Consider the following 23527-nt stretch of genomic DNA (forward strand, 5'->3'; position numbering starts at 1 on the left):
TGTTCATGCGTTTTCCGTGGTAGCGTACCTAAATGACAAGTGTTAATTAAACAATTTTGATATGTTTCTTTTTAACTCTCTCTTTTATCTACCTTTTGCTAATATTGCAGCGTTGTTAAATAATCTATGACATGTTCAAAATGGATGAACTTTGCATCGTCTCAGCTTGGTTACGGTCAAACCCTGGCAATGCTGGTACTGCTGATGAGCACACCGGCGGTGGCGTCGCCATGGCTTGAGGCCAATGACCCTTTTCTGCGCGCTGATCTTACCGCCTTATCCGATGCCGGTGAGCTCAAGGGGCCGATTAACCACTACCCGTTACGCTGGTCAAGTTTTTACGATGACACCGAGCCGCGTAAACACGACACCGCGGGCAAATCGGCATTGATGACAGCGCGTGATAATATGCTCACTACTGCCCGCAATCACGTCCGCTACCGCGCGCATGCCGCGAAATTTAACCGTGCGCCGATTGAATTTGACTTGTATTGGGCCAATGATCCCGCCAGCGCACTAGACTACGGCGACACCCCTCGGCATGAATGGCTAATAGGCTCGGCGTATCAATACATGAGCAATCGCTTTGCCTTTAAAGTCGCTAACCAATACCGCCGAGAGGCGAATGGCGATAAAGAGTACACCTGGCAGGGCTCCTATTTAGCATTGAACGATGGTCGTTGGTTATTCACACTTGGCCAAATCGATCGCTGGTGGGGACAAGGCTGGCAACATAATCTCATTTGGGGCAATCAATCGTCCTCCGCGCCCAGCGCCTCAGTCAGTTACTTAGGCGAGCATCTTCCCGTATTAGGATACTGGTCGCTCGAAACTGTATACCAATTACCGGACAAAACCGGTTACGACACCCACTGGGCAGCACGTTTGGTCAGCCAGCCAATTCGTCAGTTTCAACACGGGATCAGCTATCAAAAATGGCAAGATCCAAACGGCGAGCGGCGAATCAGCGAACAATGGGCATGGGATGCCAAACTCGCCTTGCCCGCCTTTGATTGGCCGGTTGCTCACGCACTCTATACCGAACTGGCCAGTAACTACCAAGGCCAAGAGCTGGCAACCAGCTTAATTGGTTGGAGTGGTCAAACCGAGATCGCGCAACAAAGCGTGCGTCTCGTGTTTGAGGAGCAAACCACCTACGACGGTTTTGAGTCCTCGTTAGCCAATACTCCTGCGGTGGACCAACAACTGTCCTCGGCTCAGCTCGGTGGCAACAGCACCACATATGGATTAGATAACAGTCGGTCGGTGGCGGTGTATACCCAGTTTAGTAACGATCATGCGGTTAAATTCATGCTGGCCGATCGGGAACAAACCACCCACAACTGGCTCGAGATTGAAGCCAGCTATCGTCTGCCGGTGGCAATGGCTATGGTCACGTTAGGTGCCAGCCAAACCGATGACGATGCGCCTAATGTGGCAGACGCCAATACACGCTTTTGGCTAAAATACCAGCTACGTTTTTAGCTGCTTTCATGGATAATAACAAGCACGGATCTCGCTCACTATGTTAATGCTTTTATCTTTAACCGGTCAGCCATTGGATGCTGCCGTTATACGCGCCCTCACGCGTTATGCGCCCGCACTATTGTCTACCACATCAGCACTACTAATGGCTGCATCTATCCTCATCGCACCGAGTGCCGACGCGGCGACCCCTACGGCCAGTCAGCTGCAGCAGCTAAAACAATTGCCTCGTGCACAACAAGAGCAGCTTGCACGCCAGTACGGGCTGGATCTTGATAGCCTATCGACAAGCAGCATTGATAATGGCCAACGCAATGCCAAGAAAGCGCCACAATATCCCGAGCGTATCGGAGGGACGGATACCGTAGCGGAAGATAGGTTACAGCGAGAAAGTCGCACGGATAGAGACGGCGCTCTCAAACCGTTCGGTTATGCCTTTTTTGACGGCAAACCCGCCTCCATGGCGTCAATCTTTGATTTACCACTGCCAAACGATTATCAAATCGGCCCGGGTGATACCCTCGATATTCAAGTCTTTGGTAAGGAAAATCAGCAATACGATCTCACCGTCAAGCGCGATGGCGACATCCACTTCCCGAAATACGGCCCGATGCAAGTTGCTGGCGAGACTTTCGGTGAGGTGCGCGAACAAATCAAAGCCATGTTCGAGCAGCGAGTCATTGGGGTGAATGTTACCGTCGATATCGGTGCCATGCGTACCATGCAGGTGTATCTTGCGGGCGATGTGAAACAACCCGGTGCTTACACCGTCAATGGATTAACCACGGTGACCCAAGCCTTGTTGGCCAGTGGCGGGATTAAAACCAGTGGCTCATTGCGTGATATTCAGTTAAAGCGCAATGGCAAAGTGATTGAAACCTTAGATTTATACGACTTACTTCTCTCTGGGGATAGCAGCAATGATGTGCGTCTACTCAAAGGCGACACCTTGTTTGTGCCCGCGCGTGGTGACCAAGTGGCCGTTGAGGGTGAAGTATTACGCCCAGCATTATATGAGCTAAATGGCCCAACTACGCTTGCAAGCGCCATCAATATGGCAGGCGGTGCACTACCAGAAGGATATTTGTCGAGCGTTAGCGTTAAACGCGTGACCGAATCGGGTATTCAGCAATTTAGCCTCGATATGAGCACCGCCAAAGGGCAATCCTTTATGGTAAAAAACGGCGATGACATTAAAATCGCCAAAAGCAACGACGCGCTCGACAACGCCGTGGTGCTTCGTGGTGAGGTCGTTCGTCAAGGGGCATACAATTTCGAGTCGGGGATGACCATCGCCGATCTGGTCAGTAATGCCCAACGCGATCTAAAACCCACTGCCGATCTTAATTATGCGCTAGTGGTGCGCGAAATCGACGCGGAGCGCAACATTGAAGTGTTGCAGTTTAAATTGGGTAGAGCTATTGACCAACCTAACTCTTCCGATAACCTGCGCTTACAGCAGGGAGATCAAGTATTCGTTTTTAATAATGGCATTGATAGCGAATTTTGGGATAAGACAGACGATAGCCACAGACAAAAAAGCCAGCTTAATCCGAGCCTCTACCAACAAAGTATCGATGACCCAAAAAACACTATCAACCAAGAAATGGGAGCTTATCCGCAAGACGCCCGAAGCCAACGAAGTAGACAAAATCGGCAACGAACCGAGCAGCAAAAAAGTGGTGAAAACCGAATCTCACGCGCGTTGATTGACCCAACTACTGGCGCTGAAGTACAACTGCAAAATATCCACAAGCAACCCCAACTTGTAAAGGCACTTAACCAGCAGGACGAACAGGGTCAGCCATCACGTCGAGAGCAAGAGCTTGAGCCCATCATTGAGCGTTTAAAGGGCCAAGCTAATATAGAATCCAACGCTGCCATCGTCGAAGTGAGTGGTGCGGTAAAATATCCGGGGGTATATCCACTGCCGGCCAATGCCTCGTTTGAGCAGCTGCTTGATGCCGCAGGCGGATTGACAGAAGCCGCTTACTTGCGCCAAGCCGAAATCACTCGCCGCCAAGTGGTGGATGATCGGCTGACTGTGAGGCATTACCCTATTGATTTAAAAGAAGCATTGAAAAGCGAAGGCCCGCGTTTTGCCATTCACCGTCAAGACAGGATTAACATTAAAACCAAGCCCAACTGGCACAAAGACAATACTGTTGAACTACAAGGCGAAGTGCGCTTTCCTGGTGTGTATGCCTTTGAACGTGGCGAGACTATTCAAGATGTGATTGAACGCGCCGGTGGCTTGACCGAATTCGCCTACCCGAAAGGCGCGGTATTTAGCCGTGAGCGACTCAAGCGCCAAGAAGAAGAGCGCTTAAAAATGCTCAACCGCCAATTGCAACAAGAAATCAGTAGTTTAGCCCTGCGCCGTCAAACTAGTAGCGCTCAGTACACCACGAGTCCGTCAGAGGCATTGTCTCTCGCCGAAGAGCTACAAAACGCTGAAGCCGTCGGTCGCATGGTGATTTCACTGCCTCGCGCACTTGAAGGTGACGATGTTGCTAACATCATGATCGAAAACGGCGATAAACTCTACGTACCACCGAAAAACCCTGTGGTCAGTATTATGGGCGAAGTGCAATTCACCTCAAACCAGCTGTTTGAACCGGGCATGACCGTCAGCGACTACATCGAATCCGCCGGTGGTACCAAGCAACAAGCCGACACCGATCGCATCTACGTCGTTCGCGCCGACGGCTCAGTGATGATGCCCAACAACAGCTTCTGGTTCAGCCGTAGTCAAAAACAACTCGAACCCGGCGACACCATCATCGTCCCAATCGATACCGACTACCTAGACGGCCTAAGCACCGCCTCCACCGCCACCCAAATTCTCTACCAAATGGGCGTAGCATGGAAAGCGGTTAAAGATTAAAGCGGGTAAGAGTAGTCTAAAGCGGAGCTTAGACGCTTCGCTTCTAGAAACTAGGGAGAGACTAGACGCTTCGCTTCTAGAAACTAGAGACTAGGAAATGCTTAAAGCGGCTCATAAAATAGTCTCTAGTCTCTAGCGGTGTCTCGCAGAAATGTAAAGACAAAAAACACAAACAGTAGATGAGTTGTACTCTTTGCTCCAAAGGCGAGAGGGCTCAACTTATGCTGTTTGAAAAACTGAGTGTTTGGCAACGCTCATCAAAATTAGCGTGTTCGGTATTTAGTACATTTGAGCACAACAAGAATTTTGCACTTAAAGATCAAGTTTTTCGGTCATCCCTATCAATACCCTCAAATATTGCAGAAGGGGAAGAACGTGAAACATCAAAAGAAAAAGTTCGCTTTTACTACTACGCCAAAGGCTCATGTGGTGAATTGGTGACTCAGCTTCAAATCGCGATTAAAACCGGACAAATAGAACGAGAAGCTGGTTTGGTAATGGTCCGTGAAGCAAGAGAAATTGCAAAAATCCTTGCTAGCTTGATAACACGACACAAACGCGCACTCAAAGTAGCAACTTGAATAATCAAAGGAAGGTATGGCATCTGACTCATAGTCTCTAGTCTCTAGTTTCTAGTCTCTGTTGCCTCATGGTTTATGACTAAGCAAAATATCGAACACTACCCTTACCCGCCGCTTTCGCAGCCGGTAGATTCTGACGAAATCGACCTCCGCGAATTGTTTGCCGCTTTATGGCAAGGCAAGTGGTTGATCATTGCGATTACCTTTGTGTTTGCCGTGAGTGGAGTGGGGTACTCACTTTATCTTCCCAATACCTACAAATCCGAGGCGTTACTGGCGCCGGCGAATGAATCCGGCGGTGGTGGTTTGGCCAGTATGGCCGGACAGTTGGGTGGCTTGGCGTCGTTAGCGGGGGTTAACCTTGGCAGCGGCGGCGGCAGTGAAACCCAAATTGCGCTAGCCACCTTAAAATCACGCCAGTTTATTAGCGAGTTTGTGCATAAACATCAGTTAGCGGTGCCGTTGGCGGCGACGGAAGGCTGGGATGCTGAGACCAACCAATGGCTGATTAACGCAGACCGTTATAACCCAGAGACGCAAACCTGGTTAAAACCCGACGATGCGCCCGCAGACCAACCTGCCATGCCTACAGATTGGCAATTATATAAAATGTTTTCAGAGCAACTCTCGGTGAATGAACAAAAAGACAACGGATTAATCACCATTAGCTTTGAGTCACAGTCGCCGGTGTTTGCGCAACAAGTGGTACAGTTGTTGGTGAATGACATCAACGCCCATGTAAAAAAAGACAAACTGGTCGAAACCAAAACCAACATCGGCTACTTGCGCCAACAGCTAGAAAACACCAACCTCACGCAAATGCAGAATGTGTTCTATCAGCTGATTGAAGAGCAAACCAAAAGCTTGATGCTGGCTGAAGTGCAAGACGAATTTGTGTTTAAAACCGTTGACCCAGCCATTGTCCCCGAAGAAAAAGACGGCCCTAAACGTGCATTGATTTGTGTGCTGGCAACGCTACTGGGTGGTATGCTTGGGGTCGCGATTGTGTTAGTGAAATATGCGTTTAGAAAAAATGAAGATAAGAGTCTAGGGTCCTAGATTCTTTCCCCCTTTCTGTATGTCGTCATCGGTACTCGTGCCTTTAAATACAGGGTGATTCGCTTACGGAATACGGAGAAGAGCAAAAGACGTAACATCCGCATGATATAAGTTCTCTGGATTTCGAATCAATCCATTAGTAACTCGATGTTAGACAATGAAAAGATGTTTGCCGAATTAGCGTATATGAGCGAGTGGATCTTTGTACGAATAATGCAAATGGTTTTGAATTTATTAAAGAAAGAGAAGCATTCAATATAAAATAATGATATACCCGATAGATAAAAAGTACTAAGCGAACTTTAAAAATTTTTTGGCTCGAGCAACACTGTGTTTTTATTGTTATTAATGGATTGATTAAAAATTAACATGAATAAAAAAATAATAAAAAAATTACTAACTCATACGGGTTTTGTTCGATATTTTAAAAACACGACGTGGTTAATGGCTGAGCAGTTCTTGAGGCTTTTCTCTGGGCTACTGGTTGGCATTTGGGTTGCACGTTATCTTGGACCAGAACAATTTGGATTGTTCAGCTATGTTATTGCTTTTACAGCTATTTTTGGAGGGGTTGCCAAGCTTGGTTTAGATGGTGTAGTTGTACGCGAGCTAATTAATAATTCTGAAAAAGAAAACTTATATCTCAGTACTGCGTTTTGGTTGAAAATGATTGGAGCAGTTGTTGTTATTCTGCTTATGCTGGTTATTGTCAATTTTAGTGATAATGATGCTAAAACAAAAGCTTTCATCTTTATTATCTCTATCGGGTTGCTCTTTCAGAGTTTTGAAGTAGTGCAGTTCTACTTTCAATCTCAAGTCTTGGCTAAACTTATATCTATCTGCAAAATAGTTCAATTGTCGCTATCTTCTATTATTAAAATACTTTTAGTTTTAAACCACGCAGATTTATTTTGGTTTGTATGCGTTATAACTTTTGATGCAATAAGCCTAGCTGTTAGCTACTTAATTGCATATAGGCTACGCACAAAAAAATTATTTTTGGAGAGAATAGACTTTAGAGTAGCTAGAAACCTAATGAAAGACTCATGGCCATTAATGTTTTCTGCTATCATTGTTATGATCTATACGCGTATTGATCAGATTATGATAAAAGAGATGTTAGGGGATCATAAAGTCGGTCTATACTCAGCAGCTGTGCGTTTAAGTGAGGCTACTACTTTTATTCCCACATTGATTACAGCCTCAATTTTTCCTGCGATTTTAAATGCCAAGAAAATCAGTAGTAAACTCTATAATCAACGTATTCAATCCTTATATACATTTATGGTTTGGACCGCAATATCTATTGCCCTCCCTATAACATTGCTAAGTGACTGGTTGATTCTTTTTCTCTTTGGTGAAGAATATCGCGCAGCAAGTGCGCCATTAATGATACATATATGGACTGCTGTGTTTGTTTTTTTAGGAGTCGCATTCAGCAAGTATCTAATTACTGAAAATCTTACTAGTATTTCTTTAATAAGAACGTTATGCGGTGCTATTAGTAATGTTTTACTGAATCTATGGTTAATTCCTGGATATGGTATTACAGGTGCTGCTATTGCCACTTTAATTGCACAGTTTATTGCTAATATGGGTTATGATTTCATTGATCATAGACTGCATGATGCATTAAGAGTAAAGTTGCTTGCAATAGTGAAACCTTGGCAAGCGTTTTATAATATACGCACTCAAAACAAGTAGTAAATTTTTACGAAATTTATATGGTTGTTTTTTACAAGATAAACCTATCTCATATTCAACTTAATTTATAATAGTACAAGCTAGCGGAAATAATATGAAAAAAATTGGTATTTTAACATTTCACGCATCTCACAATATAGGGTCAATGCTGCAATCTTATGCACTTCAAACATATTTGCAAGAAACAACAGACTCTGATGTAGAATTTATAGATTATGCTAGCCCAGAACAAAGGAATATGTATGCGATTTTCCCCAAAACAGAGCGGAAAACGTTTAAAAGAAAGTTGAAAGGGGTAGCTCGACTAGTCATTGATAGTGTCTTTTATCCGTTATTAAAAATAAGATACGATGATTTCGAAAGCTTTAAGAATAGCTATCTGGTTTTATCTGAAAATAATTATTCTTATTCTAATGAGCTAGATGAATTAGAAAATCGATATGATTATATTTTTATTGGTAGTGACCAGATATGGAACGTAAACTGTCGAGATTTTACTGACACTTATTTTGTTGACTTCAAAACTAAAGCAAAATTAATTTCCTATGCGCCCAGTCTAGGGGGGAAAAATATTCTTAAATCTGATATTGATACAAATAAGGTTAAGAGTCTTTTATCTAATATTGACTCCTTATCAGTAAGAGAAGTCAATGGTAAAAAGTGGTTAGATGAGTTAACAGGAAAAAGCTTTGAAGTTGTCTGTGATCCTACACTACTCTTATCTAAAGAGAGATGGTCTCGATTTTTAGATGAAAAAAAAATAAAGAATAAGTATTCGGATTATATTTTTTTTTATGGTCAACCTTTTGCCAAAGATACATTTGAGATTATAGAAAAGGTTTCTAAGAAAACTAATAAAAAGATAGTTATGCTCGATGCCAAAGCATGGCTATATAATTTTTGTATTAAACGAGGTTTTGTTCTAGAGAAGCATTGTTCGCCTTTAGATTATTTGCATTTAATAAAGCATGCATCTCTAATAATAACAACATCATATCATGGGACCATCTTTTCAACAATTTTTGAAAAAGATTTTTGGACCGTTACATTCAAAGGAACAAATCTGGATGATGATAGGGTTGGAACTCTACTAAAACAAGTTGGACTGGAAGATAGATTTATTTACATCGAAGATATTCTTGATAAAGATATTGAAAGTAAAGTAGACTACTCGAGTTACGATAGAACTTTAGAGCCTCTCGTTAGTAAAAGTAAAAAGTATATTAAAACCGCACTAATAAAGACTGGTTAAAATGAAGCTATTGTTCTTTATCGTTTGTCATAGAAAAACGGCATCGTTGTTCTATAATCTCAATAAATTATCTAAATTTAAAAACAGTACTGTGTTAGTACATATAGATAAAAAAAGTAATTTTGACGAAAGAGATTTAGTAAAAGCGGATAATATAATTTATGTAAAAAATCGATTCGACGTGCGTTGGGGGGGAATATCTCAAGTCGTAACAACAGTTGATAGTCTTAATAGTTATATCGATATCGATTTTGACTATGTTTCTTTAATCTCTGGTGAAGACTTGGTCATCAAAACAGAGAAGCAGTTTATCGATTTTTTACGGCATCACAACGGAAAAGAGTTTATAGGTATAGACAAAAATGGAGATAGATATTTTGATCCAAAAGATAGGTATGTATATAAATACAACTCATCTTTCTATGAATCTAAACCTACCAATCTACAAAAAATAATTAAAATAACTTCCTCTGTTTTGCATAAGGCTGGTTTCCTGATAAATAAGCAAGACTTACCGTATGAATCCTTCTATAAAGGCTCAAATTGGTTCACGTTATCTAAAATTGCTGTGGTTTTTATTTTAGAAGAGATTAGAGAAAAAGATCTTTTACGATATTTTAAAAACTCACTCTGTATAGATGAAGTGATATTTCAAACCATATTAATGAATAGCTCGTTCAAAAAAAATATTTATTTAATCGATGATTATGTAACCGATAATGAAATGTCTCTCAGATACGTCAACTGGATTGATGGGCCCGACTACCCTAAAATATTAGATAAAAAAGACTTAACCAGGTCATTTGAAAATAATGTTTTCTTTGTTAGGAAAATATCGCCAAAGTTAACTATACAGGAACTACATGATCTGTTTCCAATGGAGGAGTTATGAGTTCTCCATTCTTTAGTGTTGTAATTCCTCTTTTCAATAAAGAAAAGCATATCAAAAAGACACTTACATCGGTGCTGGACCAAACATTTCAGTCTTTCGAAATAATCGTCGTTGATGATGGATCACAAGATAAGAGTGTAGGAGTTGTTGAATCGATCAATGATCCAAGAATTCGAGTTATTAGCCAAAAGAATTCCGGTGTTTCATCGGCTAGAAATCTGGGGATAAAGAAAGCTGAAACAGAGTATATAGCATTCCTCGATGCTGACGACCTATGGTTACCGGATTACCTACAGTCTATTTATTCTCTTATTAACGAATTTCCCGGTGCTGGAATCTATTCTACTGGATATATAAAAAGAAATAGCATTGGTGACGTAATAAATGTGAACATAAATGGATTGCCGGAAAAAAATTATCGAGGCATACTTTCTAATTATTTTGAGATCATGGTTAAAGGAAGTCCGATAACTTGGACGTCAGCAACGTGCGTACCTAAGAATATTTTCACAGAGAATAATATATGGTTTCCTAGTAGTGAAAAATACGGTGAAGATCAACATGTTTGGGGGCGAATTATGATGCGTTTCGATCTCGCCTACGATTCAAAGCAATGTGCGATCTATGAAATAGAAACAGATAATAATAGCCAGGCTGGTATTGACAAAGAAAGTAAGCCCCATAGAAGTATTGTTTCGTTAGTTAAACATAGGGATGAAATAAAGAAAAAAAATGAAATAAAATGCTTTGACCTCTATATAGAAAAGGAATGTGTCAAGACAATAAAACGTAATGTGGTTAACGGAAGAAGGTTAGATGCGCTTAGAGTCCTCAGAGAGAACAATCTTTCTTTTTATAATAATCTTCTGTCAATTTTTTATCTTCTCACACCTTATAAGGTTTATAAAAAATTAAAACGTTTTATTAAAAGGTAACACTGTGAAAAAAATAGTATTTGTATTACCCAATCTAGATAGTGGTGGTGTCGAAAAAGTAGCATTAAACTATCTAAATCAACTAGATGCTAAGAAGTACAATGTAACTTTAATTGTTTTTAATGAAGCAAATGATTTACTTCACAATGTACCTGATACTGCGAATATTACCTGTTTACATACAAAAAGCACTAAAGGCTCACTTGTAAGGTTGGTGGGTACACTCAAAGAGATTCAGCCCGATGCAGTATATACGGGCCACTCTCGCGTGGCGGTTTTAGTACAGTGTGTTAAGCTATTTATGGGAGGCTTTAAACATTTAGCTAGAATGCAAAGTATGCCATCCCTTGAAAAAAAATATCGTAAATATGGATTGATACACAGGAAATTATATTCCCTCGCGTTTAGGAATGCAGATGTAGTACTGGCAGAAACAACAGATATGAAAGACGATGCCATCTCTGCATTTTCTATGCGTGCAGAGAATATTAAAGTAATGCATAACCCTCTAAATAAAGAAAGTATTGATCGGTCGCTCGAGTCTTTCAACGAATCACCATTTAGTGATAAAGATATAGTAGGAATTGCTTCAGGAAGGCTATGTAAGGATAAAGGTTATGATATTCTGATAATGGCTACTAAGCTGGTACTAGAAGAAATCCCTAATTTTAAGTTACATATATTAGGTCGAGATGATGGTGAAGGTGGCCACCTTAAAGAAATCATAGAAAAACAGGGACTGGATAATAAAGTTATATTAGAAGGGTTTAAAAAAAATCCCTACTGTTACTACAATCACTGTGATCTTTTTATTTTATCTTCTAGACGAGAGGGGTTCCCAAATGTTGTAATAGAAAACTATTACTTAAATACGCCTATTGTAAGTACTCGGTGTGTGCCGATAATAAATGAGATAGTTGTCGAAGGCTCTAACGGATACACTTGTGAAGTAGAAGATATAATATCTTTGTCCCAAGCAATTGTTAACTGTATAAAAATGATAAAAAGGAGCGATTTGAAAAATCCTGACTATATAGGTTCAAAATTAGAAGATCTTTTTTAGTAAATTATAGCATCGACTTACATATGAGATTATGAATAGGCAAGTGCATATTGATAGCTAACTAGATCCTTCCCCCTTAACAGTCAACATATTTTTCATGCCAATAATGATAGAAAATAATTACAAAGTTAGGAAAAATGATAAGTTGGTTTTTCAATTTGTTTTTCTATTTGCAATATTGATGCCTCCTTTTCACGCTAAATTTGGCAGTTCCGGTGCGATAATTGTCAATGGAATACTCCTGGTTGCCCTATCGCTAATATTAAGTGTTTCTTTAAGTAATAAAAGTTATGTTTACTCGGGGGTCGAAAAAAGAAACCTATTAATATATTTTACTCCGTTATTGATACTACAATTTCTTATTCCCATCTCGATGACCACGGGGCTTGTTTTTGGAGGGGTAAACTTAATTCAAAGAGACTTTTATGAGCTTTACAAGCCATTGCTTTGTATACTTGTGCTTACTTTTTCAATAACATTTTTTTCTAAAAATGAAAGTATAGTTGCTTTAGAAAAGTTACTTCTATTGATTTTCTTTTTAGTAAGTTTGATTGGAATTAATCAGTTGTTCTCCTTTTCGGATATAGTAAGTATGTCATATACTAAGGCTCATAATATAAGTTCGAGAAGAATCTCTGCCCCATTTGTCAATCCATATGATTATGCATTTTTTATTACCTTCTTTGTTTACTATTTTTTCAGTAAAGTTATTTTCGTCAGTTTTCGGTATATACCACTCTTTCTAGCTTCTATCGTAATGTTGATTCTCCCTCAATCTAGGTCTGTCGCTGTTGGTTTCTTAATCGGTTTTTTTGTGATTATGCCAATAGTGCTCTTCTACCTGGGGTTTAAAGGTCACACCCTGAGGATATCTAAGAAATTGATGATATTCTTTGGGTTGTTTCTCTTTGTTTTATTATTTTTTATTTTCTCTATTCCATTTTTATTAGATAACTTCAGCTATCTTACGGGACAGTTTGTACGTCTAATAGATAGGGGGGAAGTAGGGAGCTCAGCGGGAATAAGGCTACAACAATTTCTCTTTGCAATAGATAAAGGGGTGAATCAGCCTTTAATATTGATATTTGGTAATGGGCCAGCAAAAGATGAAATGGAATATGTCGAATCTATTTATAATTATCTTCTATATAGGTATGGATTAGTAGGAACGTTTTCATACTTCTTTCTTATCGTTATTGCTAGTTATCAGAGTTTGAGAGTATGTAAAAAAATTGGGGAAAATCATAAATACTATAGTCTATTTTTATGCGTTTTCCTATGGTTGATATCTATTCCACTATTGTCTGTCGGTAATAACTTTACAGAACAGTTAAGGCTATCTTACTTCTATTATATGTTGTTGGGATTAGTTGCTGCGTCGTACTACCGGTTTGTTTTAAAAGGAAATCGATCATGAAAGTTAGTTATATTACCATGCAGTTTCCTGTTCCATCTGAGACTTTTGCTTCATTAGATGTAGAAGCTTTACGTGAACAAGGAGTGAAAGTCTCTGTACGCTGTATGCGGTTGAAGCATCCTTTGTTCAGTGAGCTGATGAAAGACAGAAAACATCAAGGTTTGGAAGTTAGCCACTTCTCCTTATCACGATTGTTTTTCTCAATCCTTTTTGTGATACGCCATCCAGTTATAGCAGCATCTCTTTTTTCTTGGGTTACACTGAACTGTATTAAATCACCAAAGCACTTTATAAAAAGTGTTGTATTATTCCCCTCTGCGATTTGCATTTTTAATAATATCAATAAAAATAGGCCAGATGTTGTACATCTTTTTTGGGGGCATTATCCTGCAATGGTAGGATATTTAGTTAAGCGATTTATTCCAAATATAGTGGTTTCTCAATTCTTGGGAGCTCACGATTTAGTTACCAATTATCCTTGCAGCATATCCTTAGCAAAAAAAGTAAATAAGCTCTTTACCCACTCGCATTCTAATCTTACAACTTTGAGTAAAGCCGGAGTAGGCATCAAGGACATCGAAGTGGTTTTTAGAGGAACAAAGTTAATCAATGTTGAAAATGTTAAACGTAAATATATGTGTGATGATAATCATCCTGTTTTTTTAACCGCCTCACGTTTAATTGAGGAAAAGGGCGTTGATGACGTTTTAAGAGTTTATGAGGGAGTTGCTGCTATTTATCCAAACTCTAAATTGATTATTGCAGGGGATGGGCCATATAGATACAAACTTGAAGAACTGATATCGGAGATTGGCTGTGAGGGTTCAATTGATTTCATTGGCCATGTTAGCCAACCCGAACTTATCAAAGAAATGGCGAAGGCTAATTTTTTTGTGCTTATGTCTCGTTATCCCTCAGAACGTTTACCAAACGTAGTTAAAGAAGCTATGTATCAACAGTGTGTTGTTATTACCACTGAGACTCACGGAATAAGAGAATTAATAGAACACGAGGTAGACGGCATTATCGTTAAAATGAATGATACTCATACAGCCTGTGAGTCGATATTGCAATGTATTGATAACCCGGAAATATGCAAGTCTATTAGCACCGCAGCAAAGGAAAAAGTTGAAGAAAACTTCAATGTAAATAAGACGATGGCTCGCTACATCGATGTTTGGTCTGAGTGCTTAAATAAATAAGGTTGAAGTTTTGCCAACAGTATCAATTATCACACCATCCTATGATTGCTCCAATTACATTTCTAACACTATTGACTCAGTGCTATTTCAAACATTCACTGACTGGGAAATGATAGTCGTTGATGATTGCTCCTCTGATAATTCAGTTTCTGTAATTAATTCCTATATGGAAAAAGATTCACGAATTAGGCTAATACAGTTAAAAGAGAACTCAGGTGCAGCTATCGCACGTAATACGGCTATTGAGGTGGCTCAGGGACGTTACATTGCATTTCTAGACAGTGATGATCTTTGGGAGCCAGAGAAGTTAGCTATACAACTTAGTTTTATGCAGCGGAACGATATCGCATTTTCGTTTTCAGCTTATCATAAGATCAATGAGGAAGCTGTTGATATCGGTACGGTCTCTGTACCAGAGAACGTTAGCTACCATCAATTGCTTAAATGTTGTGTCATTGGCTGCTTAACCGCTATGTATGATACGAATAAAATAGGTAAAGTCTATATGCCCCTCATTAGAAAAAGGCAAGATTTTGGCTTATGGCTTCGCATTCTAAAAAAATGCGGCATCGCTTATGGTATCGCTCAACCTTTAGCAAAATACCGGGTAAGAAAGGACTCGATTTCATCAAATAAATTAAAAGCGGCACTTTATAATTGGAAGTTGTATCGTGAAGTGGAAAATCTCAATCTATTTCAAGCACTTTATTATTTTTCCCATTATGCAATAAGTGGCGTATTACGTATTATAAGATAAATATATAATAAGCTGAGTAGATTTAACTGTTATAGCGTCACGTAGGTTAGTACTTGATAGCGCAACCCGAGGAAATGTAATGAAATACCTAGTCACCGGCGTTGCCGGCTTTATAGGTAGTGCAGTCGCACAAAAGCTGCTAACGCAGGGGCATCAGGTAGTCGGGATAGACAACCTCAACGATTATTATGATGTATCACTTAAGCAGGCAAGGTTGAATAGTATCCCTCGAGCCAGTTTTAGATTTTTGTCGCTTGATATTGCCGATCGCACCGCGGTTGCAGAGCTGTTTGAGCAAGAAAAGTTTGACCGCGTTATCCATCTCGCGGCGCAAGCGGGAGTGCGTTATTCGTTGGAAAATCCGCATGCCTACGCGGATTCAAATCTTGTTGGGCACTTGAATATTCTAGAGGGGTGTCGGAGCGTTAAGGTTGATCACTTAGTGTATGCCTCATCGAGCTCAGTGTACGGGCTAAACAGCAAAGTACCGTTTAGTAGCTGTGATTCAGTGGATCATCCGGTTTCGCTCTACGCAGCCACCAAAAAGTCGAACGAGCTGATGGCACACAGCTATTCGCATCTCTACGATATTCCTACCACTGGTTTGCGTTTTTTTACGGTTTATGGCCCGTGGGGACGGCCTGATATGGCACCGTTTATCTTCACTAAAAAGATTCTCGATGGCGATACCATCGATATTAATAATCACGGTGATATGTGGCGTGACTTCACCTATATCGATGACATCGTCGAAGGCGTAGTGCGTGTTGCGGATGTGATACCTCAGCGTGATAGTACATGGACAGTCGAGCAAGGCCACCCAAACAGTAGTTCCGCGCCTTATGCGCTTTATAACATTGGTCATGGTAGTCCGATTAACCTAATGGACTTTATCCAGGCCATTGAATCTGAGTTGGGGATAGAAGCAAAGAAAAACTTTCGTGGCATGCAGCCGGGTGATGTGTATCAAACTTATGCTGATACCCAAGATTTGTTCGCCGCCACGGCTTATCAGCCGAAAGTGAGTGTGAAAGAGGGCGTCGCGCAGTTTGTGGCGTGGTATAAAGACTTCTACCAAATATAAAAGCTTGAATACGGGGAAGAGCTGCCTCGTGCTCGCATCGGCGCTCTTGCTTTTTCTGCACTCTGTATTCCGTCATCGGTATTCGGGATTTTGAATACGGAGCGCTGCGCTTACAGAATACGGGCAAGAGCTGCCTCGTACTGGCATTGAGTTTCTAGCTTCTTCTGCACTCTGTATTCCGTCATCGGTATTCGGGATTATGAATACGGAGCGCTTCGCTTACGGAGTACGGGAAAGAGACTAGACGCTTCGCTTCTAGAAACTGGAGACTAGGAAAATCTCAAAGCGGCGTATAAAATCGCCTCTAGCCTCTAGCCTCTAGCCTCTAGCCTCTAGCCTCTAGCCTCCAGCCTCTAGCTTCTAACCTCTCCAACCTTTTCACCAAATTCATTTTTTCCCAACTTTGCGCGGATAAAAGAGGTTACTCGCCAGATGTGTCGGAGCATCATGCAATAAAGGGCGAAACAGACTAAAAAACCGATGAACATAATGGTTTCATGAATATTGAATAACTCACCAATTATGCCGATGCTAGCGAATGCCGTTGCGAACAAGCAAATAGCCCCCAGTGTTTGGCGCGGAGATAAACCCATGCGTTGAAAAATGTGGTGTAAATGCTCTCGGTCCGGCTTAAAAGGCGAGTCGCCGCGCTTAACACGCCGGAACATAATCGCGGTCATGTCCATCAAGGGCAGGGCAATCAGCCATAGTCCGGTTACAGGACGTATCGCGGCATTAGTTGGGTGTTGGCTGGCAAGCAGTAAAAACCAAATGACGGTAAAGCCAATCAGCATGCTGCCGGCATCGCCCATAAAAACTTTTCGCTCACGACCTAATACCCCCAGGTTAAATAGCAGATACGGCGCCATAATTACGGTGAGGACAAGACATAAATAGGCCATTGATTGATGACCGTTCAAGAACAGCAGTAACCCCAAGCTAACAAAAGTCACAGTGGCGAGTCCGCCTAGTAGCCCATCAATACCATCTACCATGTTAAATGCATTGATAGCGCCAATTACCGCAAGCACTGTGAGTCCATAACCCAAGGTCTCGAGTTGAATACGTCCAGTGGCAAAAATATTACCTAAACGGCTAAGTTCGATATCCCCCATCACCATCATGACCACTGCGAGAGCAGCTTGCACGCCGATCCGCAGTTTAAAGTCGATATCAAATTTATCATCTAATACCCCGATTGTGACAAGGACCAACATACAGGTGGCATATAAGCCACTATGGGGGATGACGTCAGGGTTATTAAATATAAAGTAGACCAGCGACAAACACACAGCCAACCCACCCACGAGTGGAACAGCGCCAGCATGGTGTTTACGCATATCCGGTTTATCCACAAGATCAATACGTCTAGCAAGTTTTCTGAGCACAAACAATGAGGTGGTCGAGAAAAATAGAAGCAAAGCCAAGTCGACGAATGAGTTAATCACAATCTCTTCCTTGTTTTAAGCTGACAGGAATTTTTATTCTATACAGCACTCAAACTCTAGTCGGTAGTTGCCGGACGCGCAAACCAGGGGGCGCGATCATCCGTTAACTCATAAAGCGAATATTTGCGGTTAAGTTTTTGTCCGCCATCACGCTGAAGTGGCTGCCATGATAGCCTGCCACGTGACGTGGTTGGTTTCACTGAGAGCAAATCAAACGGAATAGAGACATAAAAGCCTTTGGTAAAGCTGCCTTCGCCGTATTCATCAGCGGATAAATCGGTTTTGCTGGCATAGGCACCCACGGTGATCCCACTATCAAATTGCTTAACCACATCCACGGTGACGCCCACATCTTCGGTGAGATAGCGGCCGGCGCTGATTTTCGCCAGGGTGCCGTGAAATAAGCCAAGCGGGTTTTGCCAGTAAAGGGTCGCGTGGCCCGTGGTCGAACCGGTTTGCACACGGAAGGCACGATTACCATCTTCTGCGGGTTGGTGCTCGTTTTTAAATAGCCCAAACGCTGAACCCGGTTCGCGTTGTTTCACGTAATTGGCATCAAGTCCTACCGCGAATTGGCTATCCATTGGGCGATAAAGTACTTCGCCGCCCACACCGGCAAACATGGTCTCTAAGTAGCCGCCATAGGTTTGGGTATACCAGTTGTTGCCCCAGTGATCGAGATAGGTCAGTTGCATATTTGTTACTCTGACCGTGTCTTCGAGATATTGACGGTTAAGCGTGCGTACCCGCTTAAGATCGGTGCCATCGGGCGGGACTGTGTACTTAAATTTGTCATAAGTGTCGGCAATATTGACATACACGCTGGACGAGGCAATAAGATGATCGCCCAACCGAGCCGCAGCGTTGCCGCCTATGCCCAGTGAGTACATGTAGAAACTCTCTGAGCCGCCAAACGATTGTACAAATACAGGCGCGAGGCCGGCGTCAAACCTTTTGCGTTCCATGGCTTTCAGGGAGCCCCGTGTGGGTTGAGGTTGCCTGCGAGTGCGTGCATCGTCAGGGTTTGCGCCCACATAGCTGTTCGTGGCGACGGCGGCATAGGTGTTGGCATCAATCACGGTTTCAGTGATGGGTTGGCGCTCAGCCTGGTCAATAATCCGGTATTGTTTGGCGTCAATACCTGTATTGGCAATTAGAGTGGCCGCACGCGTTTGCGCGTGATCTTGGTTGCGGTACTTTCTTTGCTCGCCAATGACAGTGACTGTGTCACCATCAAAGTGTACTTCGTTATCTTTATACCCGGCAACACTGGCGAGCGAGGCGCTCAGGGTTTGCCACTGCTCTTCACTTAAGTCGTCGCGCTTGGCTGCCGGATTATAACTTGGCGCTTTGTCGTCTAACCAGAAGGAACTGACTTGGTTAAAATTGGTGTTCAGGCTGATACCTGCTGTAATGGCTGCACCACGTTCATAAGCTAAGCGTGCTGCCCCCCAATCCCCTAATCGATACACTGCGCCTATATTCCAAGGGCTGTTCACTTCCATAGGGGTGCCTGTTTCTGTACTAACAAAGTCGCCTTGATAGTCGTTTCCGTCATATTCAAGTTTTAGACTCAGCGGCGCGTAAGGGGTTTGATACTCCAGGCCACCGAATAAAGCGGTACAACCGGTAAACATACGATCAATGTCAACATTGCCACCTCTACCGGAAAAACTTGTGTCGCGTCCGCAATCGAATGATTGATTTTTATCCCCTTTGAGGTTGGCGCGGTTCCCCATATAGCCCCAGCCAATGCCAAGCGAAAAATCAAACGGCCCAGCGCGTTTTGACCCTACAATATACTCACCATCAAACAATCCGGTGCCGCCAATGTCACGTACACCGACAGCGAGTTCGGGGAGCCAGAAACTTTCTTTCCACAGGCGTAATTTGGCATCAATGCTTTTGTCGGTATATTTGGTATCACCGCTAAAGCCAGGATCATCGCTATAAAGCAGATCATGAACTTGGGTATAGCGAACCGTCGTTTCTAACCAAGGAAACAACTGTAGAGACGTATTGAAATGGATATAATCTTCGTTATACGTGCTCCCTAAAGTAAACTCACCTTCTGGTGCGGTGCGTGCGGTAGGCATTTGCATCAAGCCCACACCGCCAAAGTCGGTTTGTGAATGCACTAGTTCTGGGTGATCGAAGTTGTCGGCTGATACTGCACTGCTCACTGCCAATGCGACGGTGCAGAACCAAAAGCGATGAGAGGGAGAAGAAAAAAACCGCATTATTCAATAAACCTATTTTGCAGATAAGTCAGCACGTGCTGGTTAGGATCGATGATTTGATCTTTTGTGGGTTTATAATTTAGAGGACGGTAGATCACTGAGCCCGGCAAGATATCTCGATGCTGCCCATTCCAATAGGCGATAGGGTATTGTGCTCTCTCGCCCGACGGACTCACCACCCACACCGTGGAGTCGTGCCATGAACCCGGCTCTGCTTGCTGTAGATAGCTTTTTGCCGAGAGCCTTTCATGCCAAGGGTAAGAGCCCGGTTGACTGACATTACCGAGTACCATAACGTGCTGTGGACGCTTAGGCAGTTGTAAGTGCCAATTACCATTTAATTTCGGGTTTTTATTTGGGGTGATACGTGTGATGTCTGGGTCTACTGGGACGGATACGCGCTCGCCAACAGCCATTTTGTTGAGCGAATGGTAGAGGGCTTGCCATCGCTGACGTTGTTCACCGGTATTACCGCTTATTTGCTCACGGATGGGCTGTAAATCTCGAATCCCTTTTGCTCTCTTCGTTTCCAAGCGGTACAGGCCAGCTGCAGGCCAATAGATATCGTCTAATGACCGCTGCTGCGTTTGAGTGATGGTCAATACCGCGTCAGATAGGCGAGGTGACTGAGGGAAAGAAAGGGCAATATCAGCGTTTGCTGTGAGAGTATTCGCAAGGCCTGGTGTGGTCACCATGACGGTTACAGCCCAAAGACTGCGCCATAATAAATGTCGGTTAATCATGCGAGCCTCCCTGGAAGGACTTTAGGTGAGTAAGCGTCACTGCAGGTAAATCAGGGGCAAGATGTTGGTAAGACTTAATCACTTTGCCTGTTTCTACCGTCACCCAGTAATGGTTGGTAAACTGGGTATCAAGCGTGGGAAAAGTGACGAATTCATGGTACTTAATTGTTTCTACCTGTGTGCCGTTAATCGAGATAGCTTGCATTTTACCACGCTTAAAAATAGATTCAGCGCGATAACCACTATGGTTACCTGGTTGCCAATCAATGGTACGTGACCACCTGTGTGGCATCTTAATAGTAGAGAGCCCAACACTTAATGGGTCAGGTGTATCCACTTGGGTGGCCGTTAGATTGCCCTCCGCAAAGTTGATGGTTTTAACAATTCGACTGTTGCGGGTGACGATCATTTCATTCTCGCCTGACAACCACTTTAAATTTGGACTTGGATGTTGGCTTGGCTCCACAAAGGCAAGCACCATAAAGCCTTGTGGGCCGCTATCGAGTTGTGCATAAAGACTGGCATAAGGGAGTGCGTTAATTTCCTCCCAGCTCTTCTTTGCATTTGGGAAACCATGATAGGCGAATTTAAACGAGTCATTCAGATCTTTTACTCGCTGCGTGCATCCGACAGACACAAGCGCGATACATATTGTCAAAATCGCTTGATTGGTTTTAATCATAGGTGGTCGAGGGCGGGCGTTCCTGTAATAGAAAAATAGCCACAAGCGGACTTGTGGCCATTGAAATATACGCTGACTTATTCTTGACCAGCGCTAAGTGAAACCGACGAGTTGCTATCGTCGTTATCAGCAGCAGCAACCGCTGCACCAACGGCTGCCGCCGCGGCAACACCAGCAGCAACGGTACCAGCAGCGATACCACCTGTCGCAGCCGCACCGGCAGCACCTGCACCGGCAGCACCTGCACCTGCGCTAGCACCCGCCCCAGCACTTGCTCCAGCACCTGCACCAGCACTACTACCACTCGCAGCGCCAGGCGCGGCTTCTGTTGCGGCCATTGTGCTCGCTGCGAACAGCATAGCAATCAAGCCTGTTGCAATTTTTTTCATTCGTCTCTCCATGATTTTTGCATCAATACAAAAACGTCTGCAAACGCAGACACCATTAAACTCTAATAGCTATGCGGTGAGAAGTAAAATAAATACCGCGCGCATCACAGATATTTCATCTTAAATGTGCGGAAGAGCAAGGGAAAGAGACGAGACGCTTCGCTTCTAGAGACTAGAAACTAGATAGAGCAGATCGTGCTTGCATTGGTGGTCTTGCTCTTTCTGTACTCTGTATTCAGTCATCGGTATTCGGGATTATGAATACGGAGCGCTACGCTTACAGAATACGGGGAAGAGCAGAAAGCAGGTCCTAGGATCCTAGGTCCTAGGAACTGTATCGAGAGAGTTAGGCACGATACGCTTTTCCGTATTCCGTATTCCGTATTCCGTATTCCGTATTCCGTATTCCGTATTCCGTATCCTAGGACCCTAGGATCTTTCTAGTCTCTAATCCCCATACCCATTCGGGTTGTTCGACTGCCAGCGCCAGGTGTCTTCTACCATGGTTTGCAGACCGCGTGTGGCGGTCCAGCCGAGAGTTGCTTTGGCATAAGCGGGATCAGCGTAGCACTCAGCAATGTCGCCGGCGCGGCGGGGTTTGATTTCGTAGGGGATTGAGCGCTTAGCCGCGGCTTCAAACGCATGCACCATTTCCAACACACTGTTGCCTTGGCCGGTACCGAGGTTAAAGATATGAGTGCCAGGTTGATGAGCCATTTTATCCAGCGCGGCTAAATGCCCATCGGCTAGATCCACTACGTGAATATAATCACGGACGCCGGTGCCGTCGGGGGTGGGGTAATCATTACCAAACACGCCCAGCTTCTCGCGTCGGCCCACTGCCACTTGTGCCACAAAAGGCAGCAAGTTATTTGGTGTGCCTTGCGGATCTTCGCCTAGTAATCCCGACTCATGCGCACCAACCGGATTAAAGTAACGCAGCAGAGTAATGCTCCAATCCGGATTGGCATGTTGAAAGTCCTGTAAGCACTCTTCCACCATTAACTTGCTGCGTCCGTAAGGGTTAGTGGCGGCGGTGGGGAAGTCTTCTTTAATTGGCACCGACGTAGGATCGCCATAAACCGTGGCGGATGAGCTAAAAATCAGTGATGTGACATTAGCCGCGTGCATCTCACGCACCAAGTTTAAGGTCCCGGAGACATTGTTATCGTAATATTTCAGTGGCTTTTCAACCGACTCGCCGACCGCTTTGAGTCCGGCAAAGTGGATCACGCTATCAATGCTGTATTCAGTAAACACATGTTTTAAGAACGCACTGTCGCGAATATCACCGTGCATAAAAGCAGGTCGCGCGCCAGTGACTTGCTCAATGCGATCGAGCACCATTTCTTTACTATTGCACAGGTTATCGATAACGATAGGCGTATGGCCTTGTTCAATCAGTTGAATGCAAGTGTGGCTGCCAATATACCCCGTGCCACCGGTGACGAGTACCTTCATGATGTGCTGCCTAATTTGTTATCAAAATTGGTAAATAAGGACGACAGAATACGGAATGCTGGGGGAGATGGGAAGAGCAGGGAAAGAGACTAGATAGAGCAGATCGTGCTCGCATTGGGGCTTTTGCTCTTTCTGTACTCTGTATTCTGTCATCGGTATTCGTGAATGGGAATACGGAGCGCTTCGCTTACGGAGTACGGGAAAGAGTGGAAAGCTGTTCCTAGGACCTAGGATCCTAGGTCCTAG

General features: G+C 43.2%; 19 protein-coding genes. 13 read left to right on the forward strand and 6 right to left on the reverse strand.

The window, feature by feature from the left end; all coding sequences use genetic code 11:
• The first annotated feature begins 144 nt into the window (after nucleotides 1-144).
• The 13 genes from BGL48_RS10735 to BGL48_RS10795 all read left to right on the forward strand — a co-directional run bounded on the left by BGL48_RS10735 (nucleotide 145) and on the right by BGL48_RS10795 (nucleotide 16318).
• Nucleotides 145-1485, forward strand: coding sequence for a capsule assembly Wzi family protein (locus BGL48_RS10735; RefSeq protein WP_069362641.1), 1341 nt, complete (start codon nucleotides 145-147; stop codon nucleotides 1483-1485).
• Nucleotides 1486-1630: 145 nt separating this feature from the next.
• Nucleotides 1631-4372: an SLBB domain-containing protein gene (locus BGL48_RS10740; RefSeq protein WP_069362658.1), complete on the forward strand. Its 2742-nt coding sequence runs from the start codon at nucleotides 1631-1633 to the stop codon at nucleotides 4370-4372.
• 221 nt (nucleotides 4373-4593) lie between these two features.
• A complete protein-coding gene (locus BGL48_RS10745) occupies nucleotides 4594-4953 on the forward strand; it encodes a four helix bundle protein (protein WP_069362642.1) in 360 nt (119 codons plus the stop codon).
• A 75-nt stretch (nucleotides 4954-5028) separates the two neighbouring features.
• Complete coding sequence (locus tag BGL48_RS10750; protein ID WP_069362643.1) at nucleotides 5029-6012, forward strand: Wzz/FepE/Etk N-terminal domain-containing protein; 984 nt, start codon at nucleotides 5029-5031, stop codon at nucleotides 6010-6012.
• A gap of 369 nt (nucleotides 6013-6381) precedes the next feature.
• Nucleotides 6382-7716: a flippase gene (locus BGL48_RS10755; RefSeq protein ID WP_083238554.1), complete on the forward strand. Its 1335-nt coding sequence runs from the start codon at nucleotides 6382-6384 to the stop codon at nucleotides 7714-7716.
• Between the two features lie 94 nt (nucleotides 7717-7810).
• Entirely contained in the window at nucleotides 7811-8968 is a 1158-nt protein-coding gene (locus BGL48_RS10760) for a polysaccharide pyruvyl transferase family protein (protein WP_069362645.1), read from the forward strand.
• A 1-nt stretch (nucleotide 8969) separates the two neighbouring features.
• Nucleotides 8970-9860, forward strand: coding sequence for a beta-1,6-N-acetylglucosaminyltransferase (locus tag BGL48_RS10765; protein ID WP_069362646.1), 891 nt, complete (start codon nucleotides 8970-8972; stop codon nucleotides 9858-9860).
• Nucleotides 9857-10795 (forward strand): glycosyltransferase family 2 protein, encoded by a 939-nt coding sequence (locus BGL48_RS10770; protein WP_069362647.1) that lies wholly within the window; start codon nucleotides 9857-9859, stop codon nucleotides 10793-10795. The genes BGL48_RS10765 and BGL48_RS10770 overlap by 4 nt, the downstream gene beginning before the upstream one ends.
• A 4-nt stretch (nucleotides 10796-10799) precedes the next feature.
• Nucleotides 10800-11858 carry a glycosyltransferase gene (locus BGL48_RS10775; protein WP_069362648.1) on the forward strand — a complete coding sequence of 353 codons (1059 nt, stop codon included), beginning with the start codon at nucleotides 10800-10802 and terminating at the stop codon, nucleotides 11856-11858.
• A 97-nt stretch (nucleotides 11859-11955) separates the two neighbouring features.
• Nucleotides 11956-13275: a hypothetical protein gene (locus BGL48_RS10780; protein WP_141698088.1), complete on the forward strand. Its 1320-nt coding sequence runs from the start codon at nucleotides 11956-11958 to the stop codon at nucleotides 13273-13275.
• Entirely contained in the window at nucleotides 13272-14477 is a 1206-nt protein-coding gene (locus BGL48_RS10785) for a glycosyltransferase (protein WP_069362650.1), read from the forward strand. The genes BGL48_RS10780 and BGL48_RS10785 overlap by 4 nt, the downstream gene beginning before the upstream one ends.
• A 10-nt stretch (nucleotides 14478-14487) precedes the next feature.
• Entirely contained in the window at nucleotides 14488-15234 is a 747-nt protein-coding gene (locus BGL48_RS10790) for a glycosyltransferase family 2 protein (protein ID WP_176719658.1), read from the forward strand.
• A gap of 79 nt (nucleotides 15235-15313) precedes the next feature.
• Complete coding sequence (locus BGL48_RS10795) at nucleotides 15314-16318, forward strand: NAD-dependent epimerase (protein WP_069362652.1); 1005 nt, start codon at nucleotides 15314-15316, stop codon at nucleotides 16316-16318.
• Nucleotides 16319-16671: 353 nt separating this feature from the next.
• Here BGL48_RS10795 and wecA read toward each other — a convergent pair whose 3' ends face one another.
• The 6 genes from wecA to galE form a co-directional block, all read right to left on the reverse strand.
• Nucleotides 16672-17766, reverse strand: coding sequence for a UDP-N-acetylglucosamine--undecaprenyl-phosphate N-acetylglucosaminephosphotransferase (wecA, locus tag BGL48_RS10800; RefSeq protein WP_069362653.1), 1095 nt, complete (start codon nucleotides 17764-17766; stop codon nucleotides 16672-16674).
• A 56-nt stretch (nucleotides 17767-17822) separates the two neighbouring features.
• Nucleotides 17823-20006, reverse strand: coding sequence for a YjbH domain-containing protein (locus BGL48_RS10805; RefSeq protein WP_069362654.1), 2184 nt, complete (start codon nucleotides 20004-20006; stop codon nucleotides 17823-17825).
• Entirely contained in the window at nucleotides 20006-20749 is a 744-nt protein-coding gene (locus tag BGL48_RS10810) for a capsule biosynthesis GfcC family protein (protein WP_069362655.1), read from the reverse strand. The genes BGL48_RS10805 and BGL48_RS10810 overlap by 1 nt, the downstream gene beginning before the upstream one ends.
• On the reverse strand, nucleotides 20742-21431 hold the full coding sequence (locus tag BGL48_RS10815; protein WP_083238556.1) for a YjbF family lipoprotein: 690 nt from the start codon (nucleotides 21429-21431) through the stop codon (nucleotides 20742-20744). The genes BGL48_RS10810 and BGL48_RS10815 overlap by 8 nt, the downstream gene beginning before the upstream one ends.
• Before the next feature lie 77 nt (nucleotides 21432-21508).
• Complete coding sequence (locus tag BGL48_RS16245) at nucleotides 21509-21820, reverse strand: hypothetical protein (protein ID WP_069362656.1); 312 nt, start codon at nucleotides 21818-21820, stop codon at nucleotides 21509-21511.
• Nucleotides 21821-22267: 447 nt separating this feature from the next.
• The gene (galE, locus tag BGL48_RS10825; protein ID WP_069362657.1) at nucleotides 22268-23281 is read right to left on the reverse strand and encodes a UDP-glucose 4-epimerase GalE; all 1014 of its coding nucleotides are present in this window, start codon (nucleotides 23279-23281) and stop codon (nucleotides 22268-22270) included.
• Nucleotides 23282-23527 lie beyond the last annotated feature (246 nt).

Origin of the sequence: Salinivibrio sp. SS3 (assembly GCF_001722105.1) — a bacterium.
Taxonomy (GTDB): domain Bacteria; phylum Pseudomonadota; class Gammaproteobacteria; order Enterobacterales; family Vibrionaceae; genus Salinivibrio; species Salinivibrio kushneri.

Excerpts from the sequence above, each read along its gene's own strand:
- BGL48_RS10755 (WP_083238554.1), top strand. The coding sequence starts at position 6,382 with ATGAATAAAAAAATAATAAAAAAATTACTAACTCATACGGGTTTTGTT.
- BGL48_RS10770 (WP_069362647.1), top strand. The coding sequence starts at position 9,857 with ATGAGTTCTCCATTCTTTAGTGTTGTAATTCCTCTTTTCAATAAAGAA.
- BGL48_RS10810 (WP_069362655.1), bottom strand. The coding sequence starts at position 20,749 with ATGATTAACCGACATTTATTATGGCGCAGTCTTTGGGCTGTAACCGTC.
- BGL48_RS10780 (WP_141698088.1), top strand. The coding sequence starts at position 11,956 with ATGCCAATAATGATAGAAAATAATTACAAAGTTAGGAAAAATGATAAG.
- BGL48_RS10765 (WP_069362646.1), top strand. The coding sequence starts at position 8,970 with ATGAAGCTATTGTTCTTTATCGTTTGTCATAGAAAAACGGCATCGTTG.
- BGL48_RS16245 (WP_069362656.1), bottom strand. The coding sequence starts at position 21,820 with ATGAAAAAAATTGCAACAGGCTTGATTGCTATGCTGTTCGCAGCGAGC.
- BGL48_RS10740 (WP_069362658.1), top strand. The coding sequence starts at position 1,631 with ATGGCTGCATCTATCCTCATCGCACCGAGTGCCGACGCGGCGACCCCT.
- BGL48_RS10795 (WP_069362652.1), top strand. The coding sequence starts at position 15,314 with ATGAAATACCTAGTCACCGGCGTTGCCGGCTTTATAGGTAGTGCAGTC.
- BGL48_RS10745 (WP_069362642.1), top strand. The coding sequence starts at position 4,594 with ATGCTGTTTGAAAAACTGAGTGTTTGGCAACGCTCATCAAAATTAGCG.
- BGL48_RS10805 (WP_069362654.1), bottom strand. The coding sequence starts at position 20,006 with ATGCGGTTTTTTTCTTCTCCCTCTCATCGCTTTTGGTTCTGCACCGTC.
- BGL48_RS10785 (WP_069362650.1), top strand. The coding sequence starts at position 13,272 with ATGAAAGTTAGTTATATTACCATGCAGTTTCCTGTTCCATCTGAGACT.
- BGL48_RS10760 (WP_069362645.1), top strand. The coding sequence starts at position 7,811 with ATGAAAAAAATTGGTATTTTAACATTTCACGCATCTCACAATATAGGG.
- BGL48_RS10815 (WP_083238556.1), bottom strand. The coding sequence starts at position 21,431 with ATGATTAAAACCAATCAAGCGATTTTGACAATATGTATCGCGCTTGTG.
- galE (WP_069362657.1), bottom strand. The coding sequence starts at position 23,281 with ATGAAGGTACTCGTCACCGGTGGCACGGGGTATATTGGCAGCCACACT.
- BGL48_RS10750 (WP_069362643.1), top strand. The coding sequence starts at position 5,029 with ATGACTAAGCAAAATATCGAACACTACCCTTACCCGCCGCTTTCGCAG.
- BGL48_RS10735 (WP_069362641.1), top strand. The coding sequence starts at position 145 with ATGAACTTTGCATCGTCTCAGCTTGGTTACGGTCAAACCCTGGCAATG.